17 protein-coding genes are annotated in these 23,833 nt (G+C 60.1%); 12 read left to right on the top strand and 5 right to left on the bottom strand.

The annotated features are described in order from the left end of the window. Positions 1-7: 7 nt before the first annotated feature. The 6 genes from ACVTFQ_RS20165 (at position 8) to ACVTFQ_RS20140 (ending at position 10,923) form a co-directional block, all read left to right on the top strand. Positions 8-4,672, top strand: a complete 4,665-nt coding sequence (locus tag ACVTFQ_RS20165) for a DUF4082 domain-containing protein (RefSeq protein WP_413391222.1) — start codon at positions 8-10, stop codon at positions 4,670-4,672. An 8-nt stretch (positions 4,673-4,680) separates the two neighbouring features. Further along, a complete protein-coding gene (locus tag ACVTFQ_RS20160; RefSeq protein ID WP_112436607.1) occupies positions 4,681-5,901 on the top strand; it encodes a GTP-binding protein in 1,221 nt (406 codons plus the stop codon). 34 nt (positions 5,902-5,935) lie between these two features. Then, positions 5,936-6,229: a hypothetical protein gene (locus ACVTFQ_RS20155; RefSeq protein WP_018896722.1), complete on the top strand. Its 294-nt coding sequence runs from the start codon at positions 5,936-5,938 to the stop codon at positions 6,227-6,229. Positions 6,230-6,259: 30 nt separating this feature from the next. Further along, positions 6,260-8,395, top strand: a complete 2,136-nt coding sequence (locus tag ACVTFQ_RS20150; protein ID WP_112436608.1) for a peptidase domain-containing ABC transporter — start codon at positions 6,260-6,262, stop codon at positions 8,393-8,395. Next, positions 8,392-9,795: an HlyD family type I secretion periplasmic adaptor subunit gene (locus ACVTFQ_RS20145; protein WP_047504668.1), complete on the top strand. Its 1,404-nt coding sequence runs from the start codon at positions 8,392-8,394 to the stop codon at positions 9,793-9,795. The genes ACVTFQ_RS20150 and ACVTFQ_RS20145 overlap by 4 nt, the downstream gene beginning before the upstream one ends. 186 nt (positions 9,796-9,981) lie before the next feature. Further along, a complete protein-coding gene (locus ACVTFQ_RS20140) occupies positions 9,982-10,923 on the top strand; it encodes a glycosyltransferase (RefSeq protein WP_112436609.1) in 942 nt (313 codons plus the stop codon). Between the two features lie 530 nt (positions 10,924-11,453). Here ACVTFQ_RS20140 and ACVTFQ_RS20135 read toward each other — a convergent pair. Continuing rightward, positions 11,454-12,656 (bottom strand): glycosyltransferase family 2 protein, encoded by a 1,203-nt coding sequence (locus ACVTFQ_RS20135; RefSeq protein ID WP_112436610.1) that lies wholly within the window; start codon positions 12,654-12,656, stop codon positions 11,454-11,456. A gap of 138 nt (positions 12,657-12,794) precedes the next feature. Between ACVTFQ_RS20135 and ACVTFQ_RS20130 the strand changes: the two genes are divergently transcribed. Continuing rightward, the gene (locus ACVTFQ_RS20130; RefSeq protein WP_413391226.1) at positions 12,795-13,691 is read left to right on the top strand and encodes a WecB/TagA/CpsF family glycosyltransferase; all 897 of its coding nucleotides are present in this window, start codon (positions 12,795-12,797) and stop codon (positions 13,689-13,691) included. 497 nt (positions 13,692-14,188) lie between these two features. On the opposite strand, the gene ACVTFQ_RS20125 is transcribed toward ACVTFQ_RS20130, so the two are convergent. From ACVTFQ_RS20125 to ACVTFQ_RS20115, 3 genes are all read right to left on the bottom strand, one after another. Then, positions 14,189-15,385, bottom strand: coding sequence for a hypothetical protein (locus ACVTFQ_RS20125; RefSeq protein WP_112436612.1), 1,197 nt, complete (start codon positions 15,383-15,385; stop codon positions 14,189-14,191). Between the two features lie 111 nt (positions 15,386-15,496). After that, positions 15,497-16,009, bottom strand: a complete 513-nt coding sequence (locus tag ACVTFQ_RS20120; protein WP_112436613.1) for a Wzz/FepE/Etk N-terminal domain-containing protein — start codon at positions 16,007-16,009, stop codon at positions 15,497-15,499. Positions 16,010-16,623: 614 nt separating this feature from the next. Then, positions 16,624-17,694, bottom strand: a complete 1,071-nt coding sequence (locus ACVTFQ_RS20115) for a glycosyltransferase family 2 protein (protein ID WP_112436614.1) — start codon at positions 17,692-17,694, stop codon at positions 16,624-16,626. Between the two features lie 183 nt (positions 17,695-17,877). Here ACVTFQ_RS20115 and ACVTFQ_RS20110 point away from each other — a divergent pair, with 183 nt between their 5' ends. Next, the gene (locus tag ACVTFQ_RS20110; protein WP_112436615.1) at positions 17,878-19,038 is read left to right on the top strand and encodes a glycosyltransferase family 2 protein; all 1,161 of its coding nucleotides are present in this window, start codon (positions 17,878-17,880) and stop codon (positions 19,036-19,038) included. 52 nt (positions 19,039-19,090) lie between these two features. Here the strand turns inward: ACVTFQ_RS20110 and ACVTFQ_RS20105 are convergent, their stop codons facing one another. Further along, the gene (locus ACVTFQ_RS20105; RefSeq protein ID WP_112436616.1) at positions 19,091-20,188 is read right to left on the bottom strand and encodes a glycosyltransferase; all 1,098 of its coding nucleotides are present in this window, start codon (positions 20,186-20,188) and stop codon (positions 19,091-19,093) included. A 300-nt stretch (positions 20,189-20,488) separates the two neighbouring features. Here ACVTFQ_RS20105 and ACVTFQ_RS20100 point away from each other — a divergent pair, with 300 nt between their 5' ends. The 4 genes from ACVTFQ_RS20100 to ACVTFQ_RS20085 are packed head-to-tail and all read left to right on the top strand — an operon-like array spanning position 20,489 to position 23,832. After that, positions 20,489-20,995: an acyltransferase gene (locus tag ACVTFQ_RS20100; RefSeq protein ID WP_112436617.1), complete on the top strand. Its 507-nt coding sequence runs from the start codon at positions 20,489-20,491 to the stop codon at positions 20,993-20,995. Continuing rightward, a complete protein-coding gene (locus ACVTFQ_RS20095) occupies positions 20,992-22,029 on the top strand; it encodes a Gfo/Idh/MocA family protein (protein ID WP_047504687.1) in 1,038 nt (345 codons plus the stop codon). The genes ACVTFQ_RS20100 and ACVTFQ_RS20095 overlap by 4 nt, the downstream gene beginning before the upstream one ends. Further along, positions 22,026-23,132 (top strand): DegT/DnrJ/EryC1/StrS family aminotransferase, encoded by a 1,107-nt coding sequence (locus tag ACVTFQ_RS20090; RefSeq protein ID WP_112436618.1) that lies wholly within the window; start codon positions 22,026-22,028, stop codon positions 23,130-23,132. The genes ACVTFQ_RS20095 and ACVTFQ_RS20090 overlap by 4 nt, the downstream gene beginning before the upstream one ends. After that, positions 23,122-23,832: an acyltransferase gene (locus ACVTFQ_RS20085; RefSeq protein WP_112949623.1), complete on the top strand. Its 711-nt coding sequence runs from the start codon at positions 23,122-23,124 to the stop codon at positions 23,830-23,832. The genes ACVTFQ_RS20090 and ACVTFQ_RS20085 overlap by 11 nt, the downstream gene beginning before the upstream one ends. Position 23,833 lies beyond the last annotated feature (1 nt).

Genomic DNA, 23,833 nt, shown 5'->3' with positions numbered 1-23,833 from the left:
CGAGAACATGCAGCAGGGCACAGCGCGCAGCGAGTGGACGCTCGATGGAGACGGCAACGGCACCATTCAGGGCTTTGCGACAGAAATCAGCACCAACATCGGCCAGACCGTCGACTTCAAGATCGCAACGGATTCGACGCATTACCGCATCGATATCTATCGCATGGGCTATTATGGAGGCGATGGCGCCCGCAAGGTCGCTTCTATCGACAAATCGCTGACGACGGCGCAGATTCAACCGCACCCGATCGTCGATATGTCGCTGGGGCTGATCGACTGTGGCAACTGGTCGGTATCGGCCAGCTGGGAGATCCCAGCGGACGCCGTCTCGGGCGTCTACTTCGCCAAGCTTGTGCGCGAGGATGGCGTCGAGGACGCGGGCATCATTCCGTTTATCGTGCGGGACGACGCATCGACCAGCGACATCGTCTTCCAGACATCGGACACGACGTGGCAGGCCTATAACGCATGGGGCGGCGCCAGCCTTTATTACGGCGAAGTCCCGGTCGATCCGGCCGACATGATCGGTTATCTGCCGCCGAACTGCAGCTGTGGCCTGACCGCGATCGGCCGTGCCTCCGCCGTCAGCTACAACCGTCCGATCATCACCAATACCAGCCCAATCGGCGGCACTCACGATTACATCTTTGGCGTCGAAGCCTCGGCCATCTCCTGGCTGGAGCAGAACGGCTACGACGTCTCCTACATCTCAGGCGTCGATTCCGCACGAAGCGGCAGCCTGCTCCTGAACCACGATGCCTTCCTCTCCGTCGGCCACGACGAATATTGGTCGGCCGAGCAGCGCGCCAACGTGGAAGCGGCGCGCGACAACGGCGTCAACCTGGCCTTCTGGAGCGGCAACGAGGTCTATTGGAAGATCCGTTGGGAAACCAGCATCGACGGCAACGGCACGCCTTATCGCACGATGGTCTGCTACAAGGAGACCTGGGGAACCAGCAGCGATCCGAGCAATATCGGCACCGGCACCTGGCGCGATCCGCGCTATGCCGATCCGGGCCAGGAACCGGAAAATTCGCTGACGGGCACGATGTTCACCGTGGACAGCTACCGGCAGGACACGATCACCATCCCTTACGACTATTCGAACCTGCGTTTCTGGCGAAACACCGATGTCGCCAACCTGCAGCCGGGTGAAACCTACAGCCTGGTGCAGAACCTTCTCGGCTACGAGTGGGACTCCGATGTAGAGAACGGCTTCCGGCCGGCCGGCCTGATCAACCTGTCTCTCTCCAGCGTGTCCGTGGACACGTATCTGCGGGACTACGGAACGACCGTCGGCAGCGCCATCGCGACGCACAGCCTGACCATGTATCGCGCCGAAAGCGGCGCGCTGGTCTTCGGCGCCGGAACGGTCTTCTGGTCATGGGGCCTCAATGCCGACCATGAGGGTCCGGCCACGCCGACCGATCCGAATGTCCAACAGGCCATGGTCAACATGTTCGCCGACATGGGCATCCAGCCGACGACGCTGGACGCCAGCCTGGTTCTCGCCACGCAATCGACCGACACCCTCAAACCGACGTCGACGATCACGTCGCCGACGCTCGGCGGCAGCTTCCTCGAAGGTCAGCATGTCACCGTGACCGGAACCGCGATCGATTTCGGCGGCGGCATCATCGCCGGGGTCGAGGTCTCGACCGACGGCGGGCAGCACTGGTTCAAGGCGACCGGCCGCGAAAACTGGAGCTACAACTGGGTTGTCCAGGCAAGCGGCAGTTACACGATCATGTCGCGCGCGGTCGATGACAGCGTCAATCTGGAGACGCCATCGGCCGGCACCCAGGTAACCGTGTCGCTGCCGCAGACGCAAGGTCTCTGGACGCTTGTATCGAAGCCGACGACCGAAACGGCTATCGACCGTGATCCTGTCGAGCTGGGCGTCCGCTTTCAGTCGACCACAGGCGGTTTCGTTCAGGGCATCCGCTTCTACAAGGGCTTCTACAATGTCGGCGAACATGTCGTCAGCCTCTGGAACGCTGACGGAACGCTGCTCGCAACAGGCATTTCCACGAATGAATCGCTCTCGGGCTGGCAGACCGTCATGTTCTCGAGCCCCGTGCAGATCACGGCGGGAACGACATATACCGCCTCTTACCACAGCAACGGCTACTTCTCAGTCACCGAGAACTATTTCGGATCGACGTACAGCAGCGGACTGTTGAAGACCGTCGACGGCGGCGGCGTCTTTGCCTACAGCCCCAGTTCCGTCTTCCCGAACCTCAGCCCCGGCGGCTCGAACTACTGGGTAGACGTCGTATTTGACGCTGGTGCCAACACCGCCCCAGTCGCGCATGACGACGGCGGCTTCACGATCGGGCGCAACGATGCGCTTACCGTCTCCATCGCGGCACTCGTCGCGAACGACACGGATGCGAATGGCGATGCTCTGACGATAACCGCTGTCGGGAATGCCGTGAACGGGACGGTGTCCTTGAACACCCAGGCCGGTACGGTGACTTTCACACCGACCGCTGGATACAGCGGCCCCGCGACATTTAGCTACACGCTATCGGACGGACGCAATGGCACCAGCCAAGGCAATGTCAGCCTGACGGTTCAGGAGGCTCCGGCAGGGGTCGGGCTGTTTACCGCTGGCGAAGGACCGACCGGTTCGGCAATTCACGACGCGATGCCGGTGGAACTCGGGATGAAGTTCGTCTCGTCGGCCAGTGGCACTATAACAGGTATCAGCTTCTACAAGGCCGACGGTGACACGGGCGCCCATACAGGATCCATCTGGACCGCGGACGGGCAGCTGGTGGGAACCGTAACCTTCACCAATGAATCGCTGAGCGGCTGGCAAACCGCGACGTTCGGCAGCGCGATCCAGATTACCGCCGGCGTCACCTATATCGCATCCTATCATACGACCGGCTCCTACGTCGCAACCACCAATTACCTCGCGACCGACCACACAAACGGTGTGCTGACGGGGCTTTCGAGTGCCGCAAGCGGCGGCAATGGCCTCTATGCCTACGGTGCGAACCCGCTTTTCCCGACCTCAAGCTACCAAGCGTCGAACTACTGGGTCGATATCGTCTTCAACCAGTCGACGGTCAGCAATACGGCACCGGTCGCGGCAAACGACAACGGGCTCCAAGCCTATTCAAACACGGCTCTATCGATTGCCGCGGCGACGCTTCTTGCAAACGATACGGACGCGGATGGGGATGCGCTTTCGATAACGGGCGTGAGCGGGGCGACGAACGGTACCGCTACCTTCAATAGTCAGACGAATTCCGTCATCTTTACCGCGGCGAGCGGCTATGTCGGCGCCGCAAGCTTCACCTACACGATCTCGGACGGGCGTGGCGGCACGGCGTCGGCGCAGGTCAACCTGACGGTCAGCCAGCCAACCACTCCACCAACGACATCAAGCCTGTTCTCCTCGTCTCAAACGCCGACCATCGCGGCCGATAGCGACCCAAGTTCGGTCGAACTCGGCGTCAGGTTCGTTGCGTCCGCCGGCGGACAAATCACGGCTATTCGCTATTACAAGAGCGCTCAAGACACCGGCACCCATGTCGGCGCGCTCTGGAGCAGCACGGGCGCCCTCCTCGCCTCCGCAGTCTTCACCAACGAGACGGCAAGCGGATGGCAGACGGTCACGCTCAATGCACCGATCACCATCACCGCAGGCACTACCTACGTCGCCAGCTACCATTCGAACGGCTACTACGCCGCCACGCCGAACTATTTCACCGCCGACTATTCGAATGGCGGGCTGACGGCGCCAAGCGGCAGCAACGGCGTTTATGCCTATGGCTCCACAAGCCTCTTCCCAACTGCTAGCTACAACGCGACCAACTATTGGGTCGACGTGGTCTACCAGAGCAGTGCACAGGCCGTGGCGAACACAGCGCCGGTCGCGGTGAACGACACAGGCTTCCAAACGACGACAGGCGCCGCTTTGACGATCCAGGCATCGGCGCTGCTTGCCAACGACACGGATGCCGATGGCAACACGCTGTCTGTTACCACCGTCAGCAACGCCGTGAACGGCACCGTCACCTTCAACAGCCAGACGAACGCCATCACGTTCACCCCGACGGCAGGCTATTCGGGTTCGGCGAGCTTCTCTTACGCGATTTCAGACGGAGCAGGCGGAACGGCGTCGGCGCAGGTGTCGTTGACCGTCAATCCGCAATCGACGACACCCACACAAAGCGTCTTTGCCGCAAACGCGACGCCGACGGTTGTGTCTGTGAACGACAATTCGCCCGTCAATCTCGGGATGAAGTTCCAGGCAGACGCTGCAGGCTGGATCACCGGCATCAGCTTCTACAAGGGCGCCACGAACACCGGCACGCACACCGGTTATCTCTGGACCGCGACCGGCGATCTGCTTGCCAGCGCGACCTTCACCAATGAAAGCGCCAGCGGCTGGCAATCCGTCACGCTATTGAACCAGGTGGCGGTCTCCGCGAACACGACTTACGTTGTTTCCTACAGCACCAACGGAAACTATTCGGCGACCGCCAACTACTTCGACAACAGCGTATCCAACGGCAATCTCGAGGCAATGTCATCTGCTCTGAGCGGCGGCAACGGCGTCTATGCCTACGGCGCGGCCGGGCTGTTCCCGACCAGCACCTACAACAACACCAACTACTATGTCGACGTGGCCTTCCGGCCCCAACTGGCGGCTTAGGGATCAACATGGAACGGGGCGCGAACGAAAACAGGCTTCCGGTCACGGTTTTGGCGGGCTTCCTCGGCGCCGGCAAAACCACCCTGCTCAATCATGTCCTGCGCAATCGCGAGGGACGCCGCGTGGCGGTCATCGTCAACGACATGAGCGAGGTCAACATCGACGCCGATCTCGTTCGTGGCGGCGACGCCAACCTCTCGCGCACCAACGAGACACTGGTGGAGCTCAGCAATGGCTGCATCTGCTGCACGCTGCGCGACGACTTGTTGACGGAGGTCCGCCGGCTCGCCGCCGAGGGACGCTTCGACTACCTGCTGATCGAGGGAACCGGCATTGCCGAGCCGCTGCCGATCGCCGCCACCTTCTCGTTTCGCGACGAGAACGGCGCAGCACTCTGCGATATCGCCCGGCTGGACACGATGGTATCGGTTGTCGATGCGGCCAATCTCCTGGCTGATTTTTCGAGCACCGATTTTCTCAGCGATCGTGGCGAAGTGCGCGACGACGAAGACAACCGCTCGCTGATTGACCTTCTGGTCGACCAGATCGAATTCGCAGACGTGATCGTGATCAACAAGATCTCGGAGGTCGATGCGGCAACGCGCCTGATGATCCGGCAGATCGTGGCGTCGCTGAACCCGGATGCCCGCGTGGTCGAGACGGATTTCGGTGACCTGCCCCTCGGCTCGATCCTCGATACGCGCCTCTTCAGCGAAGCCAAGTCCGCCCGCCATCCGCTGTGGCACAAGGAGCTCTACGGTTGGGGCGACCATGTTCCGGAGACGGAGGAATATGGCATTTCAAGTTTCGTCTATCGCGCGCGCCGGCCGTTCGATCCGGTGAAGCTGGAGCGTTTTCTGGCCATGGAATGGCCCGGCCTGATCCGCGCGAAGGGCCATTTCTGGCTCGCGACACGGCCGTCGGAGATCGGCCAGCTGTCGATCGCCGGCGTTCAGCGCCAGATCACCGCCAGGGGCTACTGGTGGGCGACGGTGCCGAAGGCGCAATGGCCACGCTACCCGCAATTCCGGCAGCTGCTGGACAAGCACTGGAACGAGACCTGGGGCGACCGCCGGCAGGAGCTCGTCTTCATCGGCGCGGGGCTTGATCAGGAGGCCGTCTGCGCGGCGCTCGACGACTGCCTTGTCGGCAACGAGACCAACTTCGACCAGCACTTGGCACAGGGCATGCACGATCCCTTTCCAGCATGGCAGCACGGCCATGCGTGACACTTTCTGAAACAACCAAACCAGAGGGAACACAATGAGCAGCGAACTTTATTCCGATGGCATCGGCGAAATCACGGTAACCGGATCGATCGTCAGGATCGACCTGATGTCGCTTTCGGCGACCGAACGCGATGCCAGCAACAACCCGAAGCCTGAATTCCGCCAGCGCATCATCATGCCGGTCGAGGCATTCGCGAACGCGGTGGATCTGATGCAGAAGGCGCTCGGCGGCCTCGTCGAGGCGGGTGCCGTTCGCCGCATCAGCGACATGCAGGCTCCAGCGGCGGATGCGGCTCAGTCGCAGAACGCTTCTCCGAATTTCAACTAAACGCTATCGGTATCCGGGTGGGCCACGCGTATGTTTTTGCACACCAATCTCCACTGTCTCGCTCTCGTCGCGCGTCACCACGGCGTCGATCTCTCGCCTGAGCGCCTGCAGCATGACTATGCCGTGGGCGAGGAACCTGTCGCCGTGCGCCAGCTTCTGCGCATGGCAAAAGACTCCGGGCTGAAGGCCAAGCATTTGACGCTGACCTGGCCATCGCTCTTCCAGCTGGGCAACGCCTATCCCATTCTTGCCGAGCTTGAGAACGGCAACTGGGTGGTGGTGGCCGGCGCGGTCGATGGCGAGGAAAAGCAGGTTCGCGTGCTGGACCCCTTGGCGACCCGACCCGAATTCATACTGCTCAACGAAGAGCAGTTCACCAAGTCCTGGCGTGGCTCGGTCTTGCTGATGAAGCGCAGCCACCGCATGAGCGACGACGACCAGCCGTTCGGCTTCCGCTGGTTCATTCCAGAGGTCATCAAGCAGCGCAGCTTCTTCCGCGATGTCGCGCTCGCCGCCTTCGTACTCTACGGCCTCGGGCTGACGACGCCGATGTTCTTCCAGCTGGTCATCGACAAGGTGCTGGTGCACCAAAGCTATGCCACGCTGACGGTGCTGACGATCGGCATCGCCGTCGCCCTGATCTTCGACGCGACCTTCAGCTTCCTCAGGCGCTATCTGCTGCTTTACGCGACGAACCGGATCGATATCCGCATCGCCACCCGCACCTTCGGCCACCTGCTCAATCTTCCGATCGCGCTCTTCGAGCAGGCCTCCGCCGGCGTCATCGTCAAGCACATGCAGCAGACAGGGCGCATTCGCGAATTCCTGACCGGTCGCCTGTTTCTGACGCTTCTCGACGGGCTGTCGCTGCTGGTCTTTATCCCGATCCTGCTTCTCTATAGCGTCAAGCTCACCTTCGTTGTCCTCGGCTTCGCCGCTCTCGTCGGTCTCGTGGTGATGCTGCTGGTCGGCCCGTTCCAGCGGCGCCTGCAGGCGCTCTACAAGGCTGAAGGAGATCGACAGGCACTTCTAGTCGAGACCGTGCACGGCATGCGCACCGTCAAGTCGCTCGCGCTCGAGCCGCGCCAGCGCAAGGTTTGGGACGACCATTCCGCGCAGGCGATCTCGGTGCGCTTCCGCGTCGACAAGATCTCGACCGTTGCCCAGTCGCTTACCGGTCTTCTGGAAAAGCTGATGGGCGTGGCAATCATCGGGCTCGGCGCGCTCGACGTCTTCAACGGCTCGATGACGGTCGGTGCGCTCGTCGCCTTCAACATGCTGGCCGGCCGCGTCTCCGGACCGCTGGTGCAGATCGTCACCATGGTGCATGAGTACCAGGAAGTCGCGCTCTCCGTTCGCATGCTCGGCGAGATCATGAACCAGCGTCCGGAACAGTTCGGCCGCGGCCGCGGCATTCGTCCGCAGCTTCGCGGACGCATCGATTTCGACAAGGTGACCTTCCGCTATGCGCCTGATGGCGCGCCGGCGCTCGACGACGTCACCTTCAGCATTCCGGAGGGGTCCGTTTTCGGCGTCGTCGGCAAGAGCGGTTCCGGCAAGACGACGATCACCCGGCTGATCCAGGGTCTGTACCAGAGCCAGCAAGGCCTGGTGCGCGTCGACGGCTATGACAGCCGCGAGATCGACCTCGTGCATCTCAGAACCAGCATCGGCGTCGTGCTGCAGGACAACTTCCTGTTCAAGGGCACCGTTCGCGAGAACATCGCGGCCGCAAAGCCCGATGCCAGCATCGAGGAGATCGTCGAAGTCGCGCGCATCGCCGGCGCCGAGGAGTTCATCGAGCGCCTGCCGCGCGGCTTCGAGACGATACTTGAGGAGAACGCCTCCAACCTTTCCGGTGGACAGAAACAGCGGCTGGCGATCGCCCGCGCGCTGATCACCGATCCCAAGTTGCTGATCTTCGACGAGGCGACCAGCGCGCTCGACCCTGATAGCGAGGCGATCATCCGACAAAACTTGAGCCAGATCGCGGCCGGACGGACGGTGATCATCGTGTCGCACCGTCTCTCCACGCTTGTCGACGCTGACGCCATTCTCGTGGTCGAACGCGGCAAGATCGCTGATATCGGCCGCCACGATCAGCTGGTCACGCGCTGCATGACCTATCGTCACCTTTGGTCGCAGCAGATGAGGCAGGTAGCATGAACGCGCACGCTGGAAAGCCAAACCTTCCCGTTCCCGTCGGACCACACGACAATCAGCTGGCCTCGCGCGGCGGGTTCTCGCCCGTCATCTCCGAGTTCCAATCGGATGCCGTCGAGCTCGAGGAGCGAGCTCCGCCACGTGTCGCCCGCATGACGCTCTACTGCGTCACCGCGCTGATCGTCTCGGCGATCATATGGGCCTCGGTCTCTTCGATCGATGAGGTGGTGATTGCACCCGGCAAGCTCGTGACCACGCAGCCGACGATCGTCGTCCAGCCGCTCGAAACCTCGATCGTTAGAACGATCAACGTGAAGGCCGGCGATCTCGTGCATACCGGCCAGACGCTGGCAACGCTGGACGCGACCTTCAGCCAGGCGGACGTGGATCAACTGACCGCGAAGTTCGCCGCGCTCGACGCTCAGGTGAAGCGCATCGAAGCGGAACTCTCCGGCGTCGATTACTCGTCGATCGCCGGCGCCACGCAAAACGAGATCTTGCAGGCACAGCTCTTCGGGCAGCGCCGCGCGTTCTACACGGCGCAGCTCCAGAACTTCCAGCAACAGCTCGCCGGCCAGGCCTCGACGATTGCCGCCAGCAAGGCGCAACAGGCCGTTCTGGTCGATCGCCGCGAAAACCTTTCGCGGATCGAAGCCACCCGCGAACGTCTCTATGACCGCGAAAGCGGATCGCTGATCACGCTGCTCGCCTCCCGCGACGCCCGGCTTGATGTCGAGGCAAGCCTGTCAATGGTCAAGGGTCGCGCCGATGAAGCCGAGCACGCCTATGCGAAGCTCGAAGCCGACCGCCAAGCCTTCATCGAGGACTTCCGTCGCGCGTCGATGGAGCAGCTCGTCGATCTCAGAAGCCAGCGCGACACCGCTGGCGAAGAGCTGAAGAAGATGGAACTGCGCCGCAACATGGTCGTCTTGACCGCGCCGGCGGATGCCGTGGTGCTCGATCTCGCCCAGCGCTCCGTTGGCTCCGTCGTCAAGGAGGCCGAGCCGATCGTGACGCTGGTTCCCCTGAATGTCCCGCTCGAAGCCGAGGTCTCCGTCAATTCGCGCGACATCGGCAGGATCGAAACGGACACAAAGGCACGCATCAAGTTCGACGCCTATCCGTTCCAGAAGTACGGCACGGCATCAGGCACCGTCCGAACGATCAGCCGCGACACCTTCACCCCCACCCAACAAGACGCCGCCGCCACACAATCCAACCAGCCCTTCTTCAAGGCCCGCGTTCTGCTCGCCGACAAGAGCCTTGGAACAGACAAGGACCCTGTGCGGCTTCTTCCGGGCATGGCGGTCTCGGCCGAGATCATGGTCGGACAGCGGACGGTAATCTCGTATTTCCTGTATCCGCTGCTGAAGGGCTTGGACACAGCGATCCGGGAGCCTTGAGGCGGCGGCATCGGGTGAACCGCGCGTCAGCCTTACGGCTAAATTGTACTTTTGTTTAACTACCTTCCAGCGGCTCGTGATGACTAAATAAAAGAACGGGCGCCGCATATCACGACGGGATCGCCGGATGGTTGGGGATACGAGCGGACGTCGACACAAGACAATAGATGGGTGAGGAAGAAACGCATGTCAGGCAAAACACAGCGAGATCGGCAAGACGGCCAGACAAGTTTGGCTGTGGTGATCGTGACGTACAACAGTGCCGACGCTCTGCTTCCGCTTCTCGATTCGATCCCCCCCGGCTTGGAAGGGGTGGACGATTTTGAGATCGTGATCGCGGATAACGCCTCTCATGACGGATCGGCAGAGTTGGCTGAAGCGCATCTCGCCGGCCCGAGAGTGATCCGCATGGGGCGCAATGCGGGTTATGCTGCGGCAATCAACGCCGCCGTCGCGACCGTGGACGGCGATCGCGCCATTCTCGTCCTCAATCCTGATTTGCGTCTCTATCCCGGCGCGGCAATGCCGCTGCTCGAGCGACTTTCCGACCCCTCCGTGGGTGTCGTTGTGCCCACGAACTATAGCGAAGAGGGGCATGTCGATCCAAGCCTAAGGCGGGAACCGTCTATCATGACGGCTTGGGCGGACGCGCTTTTGGGTGGTGGCATCGCGGGGCGACTCGGCCTGGGAGAGACGATAACCAAAGCCAGTTCCTATGATAGGTCCGGTCTGGTCGATTGGGCGACGGGTTCGGCACTCCTCGTATCGGCGAAGGCCCGCAAGGCAGTCGGTCAATGGGATGAGTCTTTCTTCCTGTATAGCGAGGAAGTCGATTTTCTCCGGCGCGTGCGGGAGGCCAGGTTCGGTGTTCTTTACGAGCCGCGCGCCAAGGTCATGCACGCCGGTGGAGGCAGCGGTCGAAATCCCAAGCTTTTTGCGCTTCAGACCGCCAATCGTATCCGTTATTATGCCCTGCACCACGGCACTCTAGCAACATTGGTGTTCCGCGCCGCCGTTGCCACCGGTGAGGCGCTACGCTGCTGGCGTAATCCATCACACCGCGCAGCCTTCTCGAATTCCTTGCGACCGCTGCTCAAGGGTGCGGATTTCATGCTGCTCAGGAGCTGATGGATTAGACGGGCTGATCGCCGACTGTGCATTCCTGCGGTCTCGCGCTGGATGCAGGCGGGCCGCTCCATGTCTCGCGCGCGCGTTGTCCAACGTGCAGGAAATCAGCGGCAAGCTGGAGAAACAGACTGATCGCGACGACAACCGAGAGCGGCGTCCAGGCCCCAAACGCAAAGTGTTGGATTCGCTCCAGTTCGTTCGCCGGCGAGTATTCCGCGCATTATAATGTCAATGGGCGAGCATCCCCGATCTATCGTGAGCGACTTGCAGATACTTGATCGGACTTCGAAGACCGGCAGGCGCCATGGCGCCGGCGCAAAAGGCGCATCCGCAGCCGGCTTGCCAAGGCGCCAGAAGTCCAATGTCATGTCTATAGCGAAGGTTCGATGGGCGAGATCTGATGGTACGAATTCCGCACCCCTGAGGCGACACGTATCGTCCTTGGACAATGAGCCTGGCGGCAGAGCGCCTCTTCCGCAATGGCTGTGCCGTGGTTCGAGCGCTGCGACCTGCCTGGACGGTGTCAGTCTTCATTGCGGGCGCGAACGATCGGTCCTCACCCATTCGTGGCGGCCGGATGAAAGCAGCATCCTGGGATATTTGTATAGTTTCGCGATGGCATAGGCAGGCAGCCTGACGAGCTGCCTCGGCGGCAAAAGCTCGGTCGCGAATGCCGCCCAGCTGAGGCCGATTGCCAGTAGAAACAGCAAAGCGGCGGCCACTGCAATTGTCAGCGGCAGCAGGCCGACGCTCAGGATGGCCGCGCATGCGGCGACCAATGTCATGAAAGCAACGGCCGCAGCAAGCAGTGTCAGCGGCGGCACGAGCACGTCAAGAAGGAGGGCGCAGTAGGCCGCGCTGCGCCATGCGCTCGGACGGGAAAGCGCGCCGACTGCGAAGCGCATCATTGCCAGGTGCCCCCCTTCCCAGCGACGCCGCTGCGTTTCCACGGCTTCCGTGGAGGTTGGGAAAAGGCTTGTCACCAGGGCCCGCTCGCAGAAACGCGGTGGCGCGCCCTTCTGCGCCAACTCGAGCGCGAACTTCATGTCTTCCACGAGGTGCCCTGTTGCAAGGTTCGCCTGTTCCACGAGGTTCCATGGCAGCGCCATGCCGGTCCCCGTCATCAGGCATGGTAGACCAAGCCTGCTCATTCCGAGTGGCCGGACATGGTTCTTGATACGGAAGGCGAACTCGCCGATCGCCAGGCCTATGCTCGCGCCCGGTTGCGCCACCTGCAGGTTGCGCGCTTGCACCGGGCGTTCGAACGCGATGACATCGGCGGCGAGCGCATCCAGCGTACCGTTTGCAATCTGGCAGTCCGCGTCGATGAAGACGACGATCGCCGGCGGCGCCTGCCGCAGATGCGCAACGCCCGCAGCCAGCGCGTGGCCCTTGCCGCGATTGACGGCATCGCGCCGCTCGATCACCTCTGCTCCAAAACTGCGGGCAATCGCCGCCGTCTCGTCATCGCAATTGTCGGCCACAACGACGATCCGGTCGCCACCGTGAATCTGCTCGCCGATGCTCCTCAGCGTCGCGGCAATCCCAAGCGCTTCGTTATGGGCCGGTATCAGAACGGCAATTGCAGGTCGAATGGATAGCGCCCGTTCGGGGCGCCGGCCAGAAGGCCAGACGCCAGCAATGCATTCGATTGCGAAGATGGCCACAAGCACGAGACAGGCAATGCCAGCCACCGTGAGCAACAGAAGCGCTATCATGTATATCAAAAGCATCGCCTCTCCGTTTGTGCGGAATTTAAAATTATTACCACAGCAATGATTATTTATCCCATCGCTAGACTGTAGTCCCTTCTGATGAGACGGATTAAATCGCGCGGAAATAAATACATCCAATTGCTGAACTTCGGTCAATTGCTCGAATTCGCCGATAAATTACCTTGGAGATTGAAGAGAATAGACGTTTTTGCTGCGTCGCGCCGCGCCGACGCTTGCCTGCGCACAAGAGAGGGGCAGATGCCGCTACTGGAAGTTCATTCTCCGGGGACTGCTCCGCCGACAAGCCGGACGCGCCATTATTTTCTCGGCGCACCGTTCGATACGATTGCGCAGGATGCGGCGGTCGATCTCGTGAGGAACAGTGAATCTCTGGATCGCTTTCGCTATATCGTGACGCCGAATGTCGATCATGTCGTCCGCCTCAACGGCGATCGGTTGCTTGCGCCGTATTATGATGATGCCTGGATGTCGCTCTGCGACAGCAAGCCGATCTCGACGCTGTCGCACGCCGTGGCGCTCGACTTGCCGCTCGTCACGGGATCGGATCTGACGGCACGTATCTTCAAGACGGTAATCCGGTCGGGCGATCGCATTACCCTGATCGCGGCCAATTCGATGGTCGCGGAGCAGATGGAAACAATGTTTCCCGGCGTCCGTTTCCGAAGCTTCGTTCCTCCTCCAAATGTCCTGAAAGACCCCGCCGGCTTGCAAGCCTGCGTGGATTTCGTGGCCGCGGAGCCGGCACGCTTTGTCTTCATTGCAATCGGATCGCCCCAGTCCGAAAAGATTGCCTATGCGCTTGCCCAGCGGCCGGAGGCATGCGGTGTGGGCCTGTGCATCGGCGCATCGCTGGAGTTTCTTCTCGGGGCCAAGGAGCGGGCGCCGATCTGGATGCGCCAGCTGGGGCTGGAGTGGGCGCACCGGCTCGCATCGGATCCCAGACGGCTGTGGCGACGATATGTTTTCGCCGTTGGTCCGCTGTTGCAATTGTTCGCCAAGGAACTCTTCACCCGCCGTCATCTGCGCCGGTAGACGGCTCGCTCGGCGAGAGAGCGAAACCGGCGGCGCCTAGCCGCCATCGGTTCATATGCGTCAGCCCAAGACCTTGAAGCAGCGCTGTCGTCGATGAGCGGCTTTGGGCAATTTGGCCGAATTGGTCCCGAATGGCATCTGCGGGCACTGCTTCCAGGTGGTGGGGACCGCGTCTCCGATCAACCTGGATTGCAGCTTTCAATAGGGCGCCAATGGCAATGAGATGTCGGTGACCGGCAAATGCCGCGGTCTGCTTGTCGCCTCCCACGCCGTCGGCTCAGTTGACCGCGACCGACAGCAGATATGCCGGTCGCTATGTCGGCCCGACCGGAAGCTTCTGAGGCCTTCTAGCTCGCCATTCGCTGGTCCAAGCTCGTCAGCGGCGACCGTAGCGCCGACATGACGATCCAACGCATCGGCGCAGACGCAATCCGGATCCGGACCACCGGTCCGACAGGTAGCGACCAGTGAGATCAATCTGAAAAGGCAACAACAAGTCAACTCTTGGTAAGATCCGCTACCGTAAAACCTCGTTTGCATTCGTATGGCTGGAACTTGACCTGATCCAGTCCCCACACTTCATAAGTGAGCTCGGCCGGTTCCGGCGACAGGTTCTGGATAATCCTGTATTCACCAGAGTTAGTCGGTATCGCAGATGCTTCAAATGGGAAGGGCAGGGCGCCGTCCGGCTGTTTTTCCGTCGTCCGGACAGACTTGAGCAGCGTGTAGGGCCGCCTGCCGCCTTTCACCTTGTCGACAAGAATGTCTTCGATATGATCGATCTCCAAGTGAAACGCCAACAGCTCCTTCTGCAGTTCTTCCGGCGTCGCATCGTACGAAAACTCCGGGGAGAACATGAACGGAAAATAGATAATACCGACCGCGCCGTGAATGATGGAGGACCACGCCTGCGCTCGGAATTCCGCCGGCGTTGTTTCCCGCCCCGGCGATGACGCATCGTATTTAGTCAGTCCGATGAACGAAAACTGCGGACGGCCACCGCTCCATCGCGACAGCCGGTCAATCGCGTGGCCCTGCTGTGTTGAAGCATAGTCATCGATATCGATGACGAGATCGTTTCCGCTGGCGATCGGATAAGAGTCGTGTCCCAGCCAATCGATGTATGGACTATCGGCGTAGTCAGACATGATCTTTTCTAGATAGATGTTGTTGACGTGGTTTCCGACATGATTGATCCACAAGGGTTTCCCGCCACTGGACAAGACCCGCGCAATGGTGTCGACTTTAGCGGGCGTCACCGAGACATCCTCATAGGTGATCCCTTGGCCGCCCTCTTTCAAATTGGACGGCTCATCAACCATGGCAACCGCCAGAAAATAGGGGTTAGCAATGTCTTCTTTGAATGCCGCGGCGTCTGTGAGCACGTAGTCGCCATCGAAGCCGGCTGGCTCTCGGACCATGTATAGCCCGTATTTTACCGCCTCTCTCGTCCATTCTGCTTGGTCCGCGCCACCGTTCATCGTGAAGATGGTGTTCACGCCGAGGGCTTTCCAGTGCGCCATCTTTTCAACCGGCTGCTGGTAAACTCCGCGCACAAAGAAGCGCGGTCCGGGAAGCAGAGAGCGCTCTGCTGCTGCATGAACGGCGTTCATGCCGCTCATCCACAAGCCGAGGTTTGCCAGCGGCAACGAAGCTACTGCCTTTAGAACGTTACGTCGTTTTGTCTCATTCATTTAGTACCTCATTTTCTCTCAAGTCGGGCGGGCGACGTCGCAAGTCGCACCGGTCGCGGAAAATGTCTCAGCCGCACTGTATGTCGGACCAAAACAACGGAAAATTCGATGCTACGCAGCAACGGCGAAAGAGCCTTCGTCACGCCAAACCACTTCTCTCAGAGATCCGACCTCATTGGCGCCTTGGGCCGCGAGGGCAGGTGTCTCCGCATCGAAGAAAACGCTGATAAGCGTCGCACCACCCATGCCGCCCCTGCTCAGCGGCGATTCCAGGAAGTTGATACGAGACTGCATTTCCCGCACGAGTTTGTCCGCGGCCAGTTGTGCTCGCTCTCCACCATGGATATCAAGCTTGTCTGCCAGCTCGACGAGGTTCTGGCGGGTGGTTATCTGCTGCTGGACAATCTGCAGCTGCTGCAGCGCGCTGGTCGGCACCGCAGACCTGGCCACCTCCGACGGGCTCTGGGGCGCTTCTACGAGAATCGTTGCCATCGACTGATATTGGTGCGGCATCAGCAGCGCGACGACGATTAATGTCGCCGCGTACAGGCAGATGATAATCAGCACATGTGACCATCTCAGAATGAGAAATGACAGATAAAAATTCAAATCAATGGCGTTCATTATGAGATAACCTAAGCCCCACAAGCCGATGACGCACCCATCCGCTTCTATATTATTCTTCTCTCAAGCAAATGGTATCTCATCGATAGGTTAAGTGCGTGAAACCGTTCTAATACATTTGGGTAATTTTGTTCCAATTTACGAATTTTGCCTTCAGGCATGCGCGTGCACTGGTGGGATACTTGTGATCCTGCGAGCGCGAACAGTTTAAGGGTGCGTGAAGGGATGGCGGAAAGCGCTGGTAAACATGATTTCTATTGCTTGCAGCCACGACTACGAGGGGCACTGGAATGCCGTTTAGGCCGACAAGCGCATGCTGATCACGATTCGCCGACTGGCCGAGGCACGGCTGTTCAGTTGCAGGTCAAGGGGGAAACCGCCCATAAGCTGGTGGTGCACAACCTGTCTGTTGTAGACGGCTTGTCACGTTCGGCTGACAGACCCTGGTCTCATTTGCGATCGTGCGGCAGAAGGCGGGTGCGTGCCGGCCTGCTAGCATGGCGAATGTCGGACTTTTGCTCTATTGTATTTGGGTCCCCGTGGTCTTCCGCCATTCACGGAATAGGCTTTGCCGCGCAGTCCGGCGGCATAATTTCTATGGCGCTGAAATCACCTTAAAGATAGTAGCGAGGAATGTAGACGCCCGTGCGCCTCGCCCAACGATACTCGACCCGGTTCAGTATCTCCTCGTGAGCGAACCTGCGCAATTTCGCCTTGCACTGAGACATCACATTGGACAGCGCACCCTTGTCCTGTCGCTCACTGGCCAGAAGTGACCGATAGCGACCGGTATTGACAATCGGTGGAAAGATAGAAACGGCAAAATCGCGATACTCGCTCGCCGTAACCGTATCTTCGTTGGGAAAATCGCATAGCATGCGGGCGTGCTGAATAGCGGTCAGGGCAAGGGAGCGCTTTGCCAGCAGGTGGAGTTTATCGCGGCCAGGCAACGAGGCGCCCTCCTTTGCGAATGCGGATCGAAATGCCTCACGCCGGCCGACGAGGTCGAACAGGAACCCCGAGTGGATGGTCCGCTGCATGCTTTGGGGATGAACCCGGTAATAGGCCTGATCCGCCCCGGCGACGTGACCGATGTCGGAAATGGAGGCAATCCTCAACCACATCTCCATGTCACCGGAATGTGGAAGCTTCGGATCATAGCCGCCAATGCGCGTCTGGACACTGGCGCGCACCACGGCTTCGGGGCAAACGACAAAATTCTTTCCCGCCCTGCATACCTTCCGGATCCACTCCGTCCCCGACCATACCGACGTTCCCGGCGACACCAGGCGCGCCTGGGGAGGCTCGTTCCCATCGAAGCTCACGACATGGCCGTATGTCATGCCGACGCTGGGATTTGCTTCCATCAGTGCCGTTGCACGCGACAGGGCTCCCGGCGCTAGGAGATCATCGGCCGAAAGCAAGACAAAGTAGTCGCCCCTGATCTGCGCAATACCTTCGTTGTAGGTCGCGATGTGACCCATGTTGGTTTCGTGGCGTATGGTTCTCACGCGCGAATCTTGCGCCGTCAACCGACGGCAAACATCGGGCGTATCGTCGGGCGAACAATCGTCGATCACCAGAACATTGACGTCGACACCCGGTTGACTGAGCGCGCTGTGAACCGATCGCTCGAGATACTTTGCGTAGTTGTAGCAAGGGATGAGTACCTGGACTGAAACCATGATAAATTCGCTCTGGTTTTTGATATATCGGATTTACATTGTAAACTTTGCATTATCCAACACAATATACCCCCCATGCCCATTGGACGTACGGCGGCAATATCCAAGCTAAACAAAAAGATAATCTGTATCTTCTCAGTATCACGCTCTATATTGCGGAAATATTACTATTGAGGTTGTCGCATGCAATTTGGCATTAGGAAGTCCGGCGAGGCGAGTTTGCAGGGCCCAATCGTGCCAGCGTCCGAGGCGCAAGCAAAGGCGTCGATCCAGCGCAAATTGCGCGCACAGGTGCGACCGGCGACGCGGCTGGCAACGGTTAGTGTCGTTATCCCTTGCTACAATTACGCACGGTACTTGCCCGAAGCAGTCAACAGCGCCCTGTCACAAGCAGGCGTCGTAGTCGATGTCATTGTGGTCGACGACCGGTCGAGCGACAACAGCTTGGAAGTTGCAAGAAAGCTTGCGGCCGCAAATCCTCGTATTACCGTTATCGCACACGAGATCAATTACGGGGCCGTAAAGACCTTTAATGACGGCCTCGCCGTGGCGGAAGGCGAGTATCTCGTTCGTCTCGATGCAGATGACCTTCTGACGCCGGGATCGCTTCTGCGTTCGGTAGCAGTCATGCAACGGTTCCCAAGCGTCGGCTTGGTCTATGGCCATCCGATCCATTTTACAGATCCCCTGCGCAAAGCTCATCGCGACCAGCCGACATCTTGGACCGTGTGGCCCGGGCGCGATTGGCTCGAAACCCGCTGCAGGACCGGCACGAACGTTATTACCTCTCCGGAAGTCCTGATGCGCCGCGCGGTGGTCGATATCGTTGGCGGGCAGATGCCTCTGGCGCACACGCACGATATGGAGATGTGGTTGCGGATGGCGGCATTCTGTGATGTCGCCTACATCAAAGGCGCGGATCAGGCTTGGCACCGCGAGCACCCGAAAAGCCTCTCAGCGATGGAGGTGGATCCTCTTCGCGATGTCATGGAGCGAAGGGACGCATTCGAGACATTATTTTCGGGAATTGCAGGCCAGATCCCGCAGGCTGACGCGTTCCGTGGAAAGGCTCGACTTGCCGTTGCGTCGGGTGCCGTGAAGCTTGCGATCAACCGCTACGACTGCGGCTACCTCGACGCCTCGGAAATAGCAAAGTTACGTGAGATAGCAACGGCAATGGTTGCCGACGTCAAAGCCTTGCCCGATTGGCGCAGTCTCGAGCGGCGGATGGTGCTGGGCGCAAAGGGCACACGTAGAGACCTTCGATGCATCATCGAGCGTGTCGCTCGGGGCATCTCAGGACGTTACTCGCGCTGGAAATGGCATCGAACAGGCGAGTGGTAAAGCGCGCTTCTGCTCGGTTAGAAGCGGCGTTGCACAATATTAAACCGGCCCTTCAGGCGAGAGCACGTTCCTTTTGAATACCGAGGAACGACGTGTAGGCCGAGACGACCTCGTCACGCTCGCGCTTCAGGCCATATTCCGCATGTATGAAACGTGACGCACGGCTGCCGCGTAGCTCGCACCAGCCCGGTTCGGCCGCTTCGTGTTCAACAATACGCTCAACGGTCTCCGCAAACCCCAGAACATCACCGGCTGCGACGGATGAGGCAAACTCGTCCTTAAAAAATTCGCTGCCGGCAAAGCCGTCGTTGCCGATCACATAGCATCCGCATGCCATCGCTTCGGCTGCGGGCAGACCAAATCCCTCCTGACGAGTGAACGCGAGGAAAATACGGGTGCGGCTCAGTTCCTCGGCCACTTGCTGATGTGACAGGCCGCTCAGCGCGACTATCTCCCAGCCGTCGAGCGCGCTACGCCTCTCAAGCAATCGCAGGACCTGCTTGGCATCATCCAGCCCGCGCCGCGGCATATAGGCGATGCGCTTAGACCGTGATGAGCTCGCGGGATAAAAGGTCTCGGGATCGATCCCCAAATGAATGCGGGACACCTCGATTTCGGGAAAAGCGTATTGCAGCATGTCGCTATTGTGCTTTGACACAGTCAGCGCCCCGACAAAATCCACGGAGGCCCGGTAGGCACTTCGCACCGCCTCATTGTCGTTCTTCCAAGTCAGATGAGTGTTCTGGTTGAAGACCACATAACGGACACCCGATGGCAGACTACTGGCCACACTGACGTTTATCTCGGGCAGAACCAGGACGTCTCCGCGTAGCACGCGCGTGTCGTCGATATAACAGACCGGCGTCTCGTTCTCGAACCAGGTACACCGAAATCCGCGCCGCTGATGCAGGACGCATGCATTAATACCCGCGCTATTGAGTATATCGACGTGGCGGTAGATGACCTGGATTCCTCCTGCTGGCGCTTGATGGTCTGGCGTTAGAAAGAAGACCGTCGGCTTGGTGGTATGCTCCGCACCGGCATTGACCCGCAACCGATCTCTCTTTTCCCGGTAGGCGGTGACGACGGACTTCAAGGCAACGGAGAGGCGTGTCGAAAAATCGATCGCGTTCTGGTTCCGCATACTCATGGACATACTCCCGAACCAAGACATCAATGCACGTAAGACAATGCCAATTCCGGGCTTGCTCAAACGCTGGCGAGACACCGTACCGACATATAATTTCAACGGATGCCGATATTCAATTCTGTAAAGTAATTACTTTACGACGAAGATAATATTGAGAACATATACGCCTTTAGGCGACACCAATACAACATTTGTTATTCTTTACTGACTGGCGAAAAATCTATTCCTTAGACCTCACGAGTACACAAAGGTGATCGACGACAATTATCGATCAGCGATGTCGGGCGTGGGGTCTCAAGTATGATTGCTTCGAGTGTAAAGCTGGGTGACGACGTCGTCATTCATCACCCGGATCTTGTAAATCTCTATGGCTGTTCGATCGGCTCGGGCTCTCGGGTCGGCACCTTCGTCGAAATCCAGAAGGGCGCGTTGATCGGCGAAAACTGCAAGATCTCCAGCCATTCCTTCGTCTGCGAGGGTGTGACGATCGAAGACGGCGTCTTCATCGGCCATGGCGTGATGTTCACCAACGATCTCCAGCCGCGTGCCGTCAATCTCGATGGCTCGCTTCAGTCGGACGCCGATTGGGCGGTCGTCCCGACGCTCGTCAAGCGCTATGCCTCGATCGGCAGCAACGCGACCATCGTCGCCGGCGTCACGATCGGCGAAGGCGCGCAGATCGGCGCCGGCGCGGTCGTGACCAAGGATGTTCCGGCATACGCAATTGCAGCAGGCGTTCCCGCGCGGGTCATTGGCCGCGCCAAGGACGCTCCAGTCGAAATTCTGTCATCTGGGAGGGCACGATGATCGGTATTGCCGTCGTCGGTTATGGCTATTGGGGACCCAATCTGGTCCGAAACTTCGCGGAAACGCCGGGCGCGCAGCTGCTGTGGGTCTGCGATCTTAAAAAGGACCGGTTGGGCGCCGTGCAGATGCGCTATCCGACCGTCCAGATCACTGATGATTTCGACGAGGTCCTGCGCGATCCACGCGTCGACGCGATCGCGATCGCCACACCCGTGTTCGCCCATTACAAGCTTGCCATGCAGGCTATGATGGCCGGCAAGCACGTGTTCGTCGAGAAGCCGATGGCTTCGACCTCGGAAGAGGCGCGGCGCATGGTGGAAGAAGCCAACCGCCGAGGTCTGATCCTCGCGGTCGATCACACCTTCATCCACACCGGCGCCGTCCGCAAGATGCGGGAGATTATCGAGACCGGTCTCGGCGACGTCTATTATTACGACTCCGTGCGCGTCAATCTCGGCCTCTTCCAGCACGACGTGAGCGTTGTCTGGGATCTGGCGGTTCACGACCTCTCGATCATGGACTATGTGCTGCCGGAAAAGCCGGTCGCGGTTTCGGCTACCGGCATGGGACATGTGGCCGGCGAGCCCGAGAATATCGCCTATCTGACGCTGTTTTTCGAAAGCAAGCTGATCGCGCATATCCACGTGAACTGGCTGGCGCCGGTGAAGGTGCGGCGCACGTTGATCGGCGGCAGCAACAAGATGATCGTCTATGACGATCTCGAGCCCAGCGAAAAGATCAAGGTTTACGACAAGGGCATTACGCTGAACGGCAATGCCGAACAGAACGGCGACAAGGTCTACGAGATGCGCGTCGGTTACCGCACCGGCGACATGTACGCGCCGCAGCTCGACATGACGGAAGCGCTCGGCCGCGAACTGAAGCAGTTCGTCGACTGCGTCGCCAACAACACGCAGCCGCTTGCCGATGGCCACGCCGGCCTGCGCGTAGTGCGCATCCTCGAAGCCGCCACGCAATCGCTTGCCCAGCGCGGCCGTGTCATCGAACTCGAACAGGCAAGGCTGATAGCATGATCCCGTTGCTCGACCTGAAGGCTCAATACGCGTCGATCAAGGACGATGTCGATGCCGCGGTTCTCCGCGTACTTGCCTCCGGCCACTATGTTCTCGGCGAGGAAGTCGCGCGCTTCGAAGAGGAATTCGCCCGCTATTGCGGCACGAAACACGCCATCGCCGTCAACACTGGCACAAGCGCGCTGCACCTGTCGCTGCTCGCAGCCGGCGTCGGGCCTGAGGACGAGGTCGTCACCGTATCGCTGACCTTCGTCGCGACGACGGCGGCCATCTGCTACACGGGCGCCCGGCCGGTTTTCGTCGATGTGGAGCCTGTAACGCTCACCATGGACCCTGCGAAGCTGGAAGCTGCAATCACCCGGAAGACGAAGGCGATCGTTCCGGTTCATCTGTATGGGCAGATGGCCGATATGGACGCCATTCAGGCGATCGCCGACAAATACGGCCTGCCCATCATCGAGGACGCATGCCAGGCGCACGGCGCCGAATACAAGGGCAAGCGCGCCGGCAGCATCGGGCTTTCAGGCAGCTTCAGCTTCTATCCAGGCAAGAACCTCGGCGCCTGCGGCGAAGGCGGCATCATCGTCACCAATGACGACGAGCAGGCCAAGGCGATGCGCATGCTGCGCGATTGGGGCCAGGAGAAGCGCTATCACCACGTGATGAAGGGCTACAACTACCGGATGGATGAGATCCAGGGCGCGATCCTCAGGATCAAGCTTAGGCATCTCGAAGACTGGACCGAAGCCCGCCGCACGCGCGCCGCGCGATATTCGGCGCTGCTCGCCGGATCGAGAAGCGTCCAAGCGCCGGTTGCCGCAAGCGACCGCCGCCATGTCTATCACGTCTACGCGGTGCGCACCCCTGATCGCGATCACCTGCAGCAGGCGTTGCGCGACGAAGGTATCCATACAGGTTTGCACTATCCCGTGCCGGTTCACCTGCAGGAAGCGCATGCCGATCTCGGCTATCAGGTGGGCGATTTCCCGGTTTCGGAAGCAGCGGCGCGCGAAGTGCTCTCGCTGCCGATCTATCCGGAGCTGACGATGCGCCAGGTAGAAGAGGTCGTTGCCGCGGTGGAGCAGGACGCCTATGTCAGCTGACCCAGCCTCCCTCGTCCGGCTTGTCCAATCGGTACATGGCCTGAAGGAAAACGCTACGGATCCGCTCTATCAGAGCGAGCTCGCCAAAGAGCTGCGCCAGACCTATGGGCTGGCGGGGCTGGTGGAGCTCTACGCGCGTTTCGCCAATGGCGACGGCTTCGTCGACGCCTTCATGCGCAAGGTGATCTGGAACAGCTTCACTCGCTCATGCGGCTCGGGCCTGCAGGTCGGCAGCGGCGCCGGGTTCAAGCACCCCGAAACCTTCGAGATCGGCAACGGCGTCTTCATCGGCGCCCAGGCCTATATCCAGGGTCGTTTCGACGGCACCTGCAAGATCGGCGACAATACGTGGATCGGCCCGCAGGCCTATTTCGACGCCCGCAATCTCATCCTTGAGGAATGCGTCGGCTGGGGGCCGGGGGCCAAGGTTCTTGGCTCCAGCCATACCGCCCTTCCGGTCGACGTGCCGATCATCCGCACCGACCTCGAAATCAAGCCGGTACGCATCGGCGCCTGGGCCGATATCGGCACCAACGCCACCATCCTGCCCGGCGTTACCGTCGGCAAGGGCGCGATCGTTGGCGCCGGCGCTGTTGTCGTGGCGGATGTGGAACCGTTCTCGGTCGTTGCCGGCGTACCGGCGAAATTCATCCGGTGGCGCGAAGACTCCGATCCCTCAACTGTAAAAAGCGTGGAGTAGT

This window comes from Rhizobium sp. O111 (genome assembly GCF_055616315.1).
The sequence above is the reverse complement of the archived record's forward strand: the minus strand, read 5'-3'. Positions and strand labels throughout refer to the sequence as shown.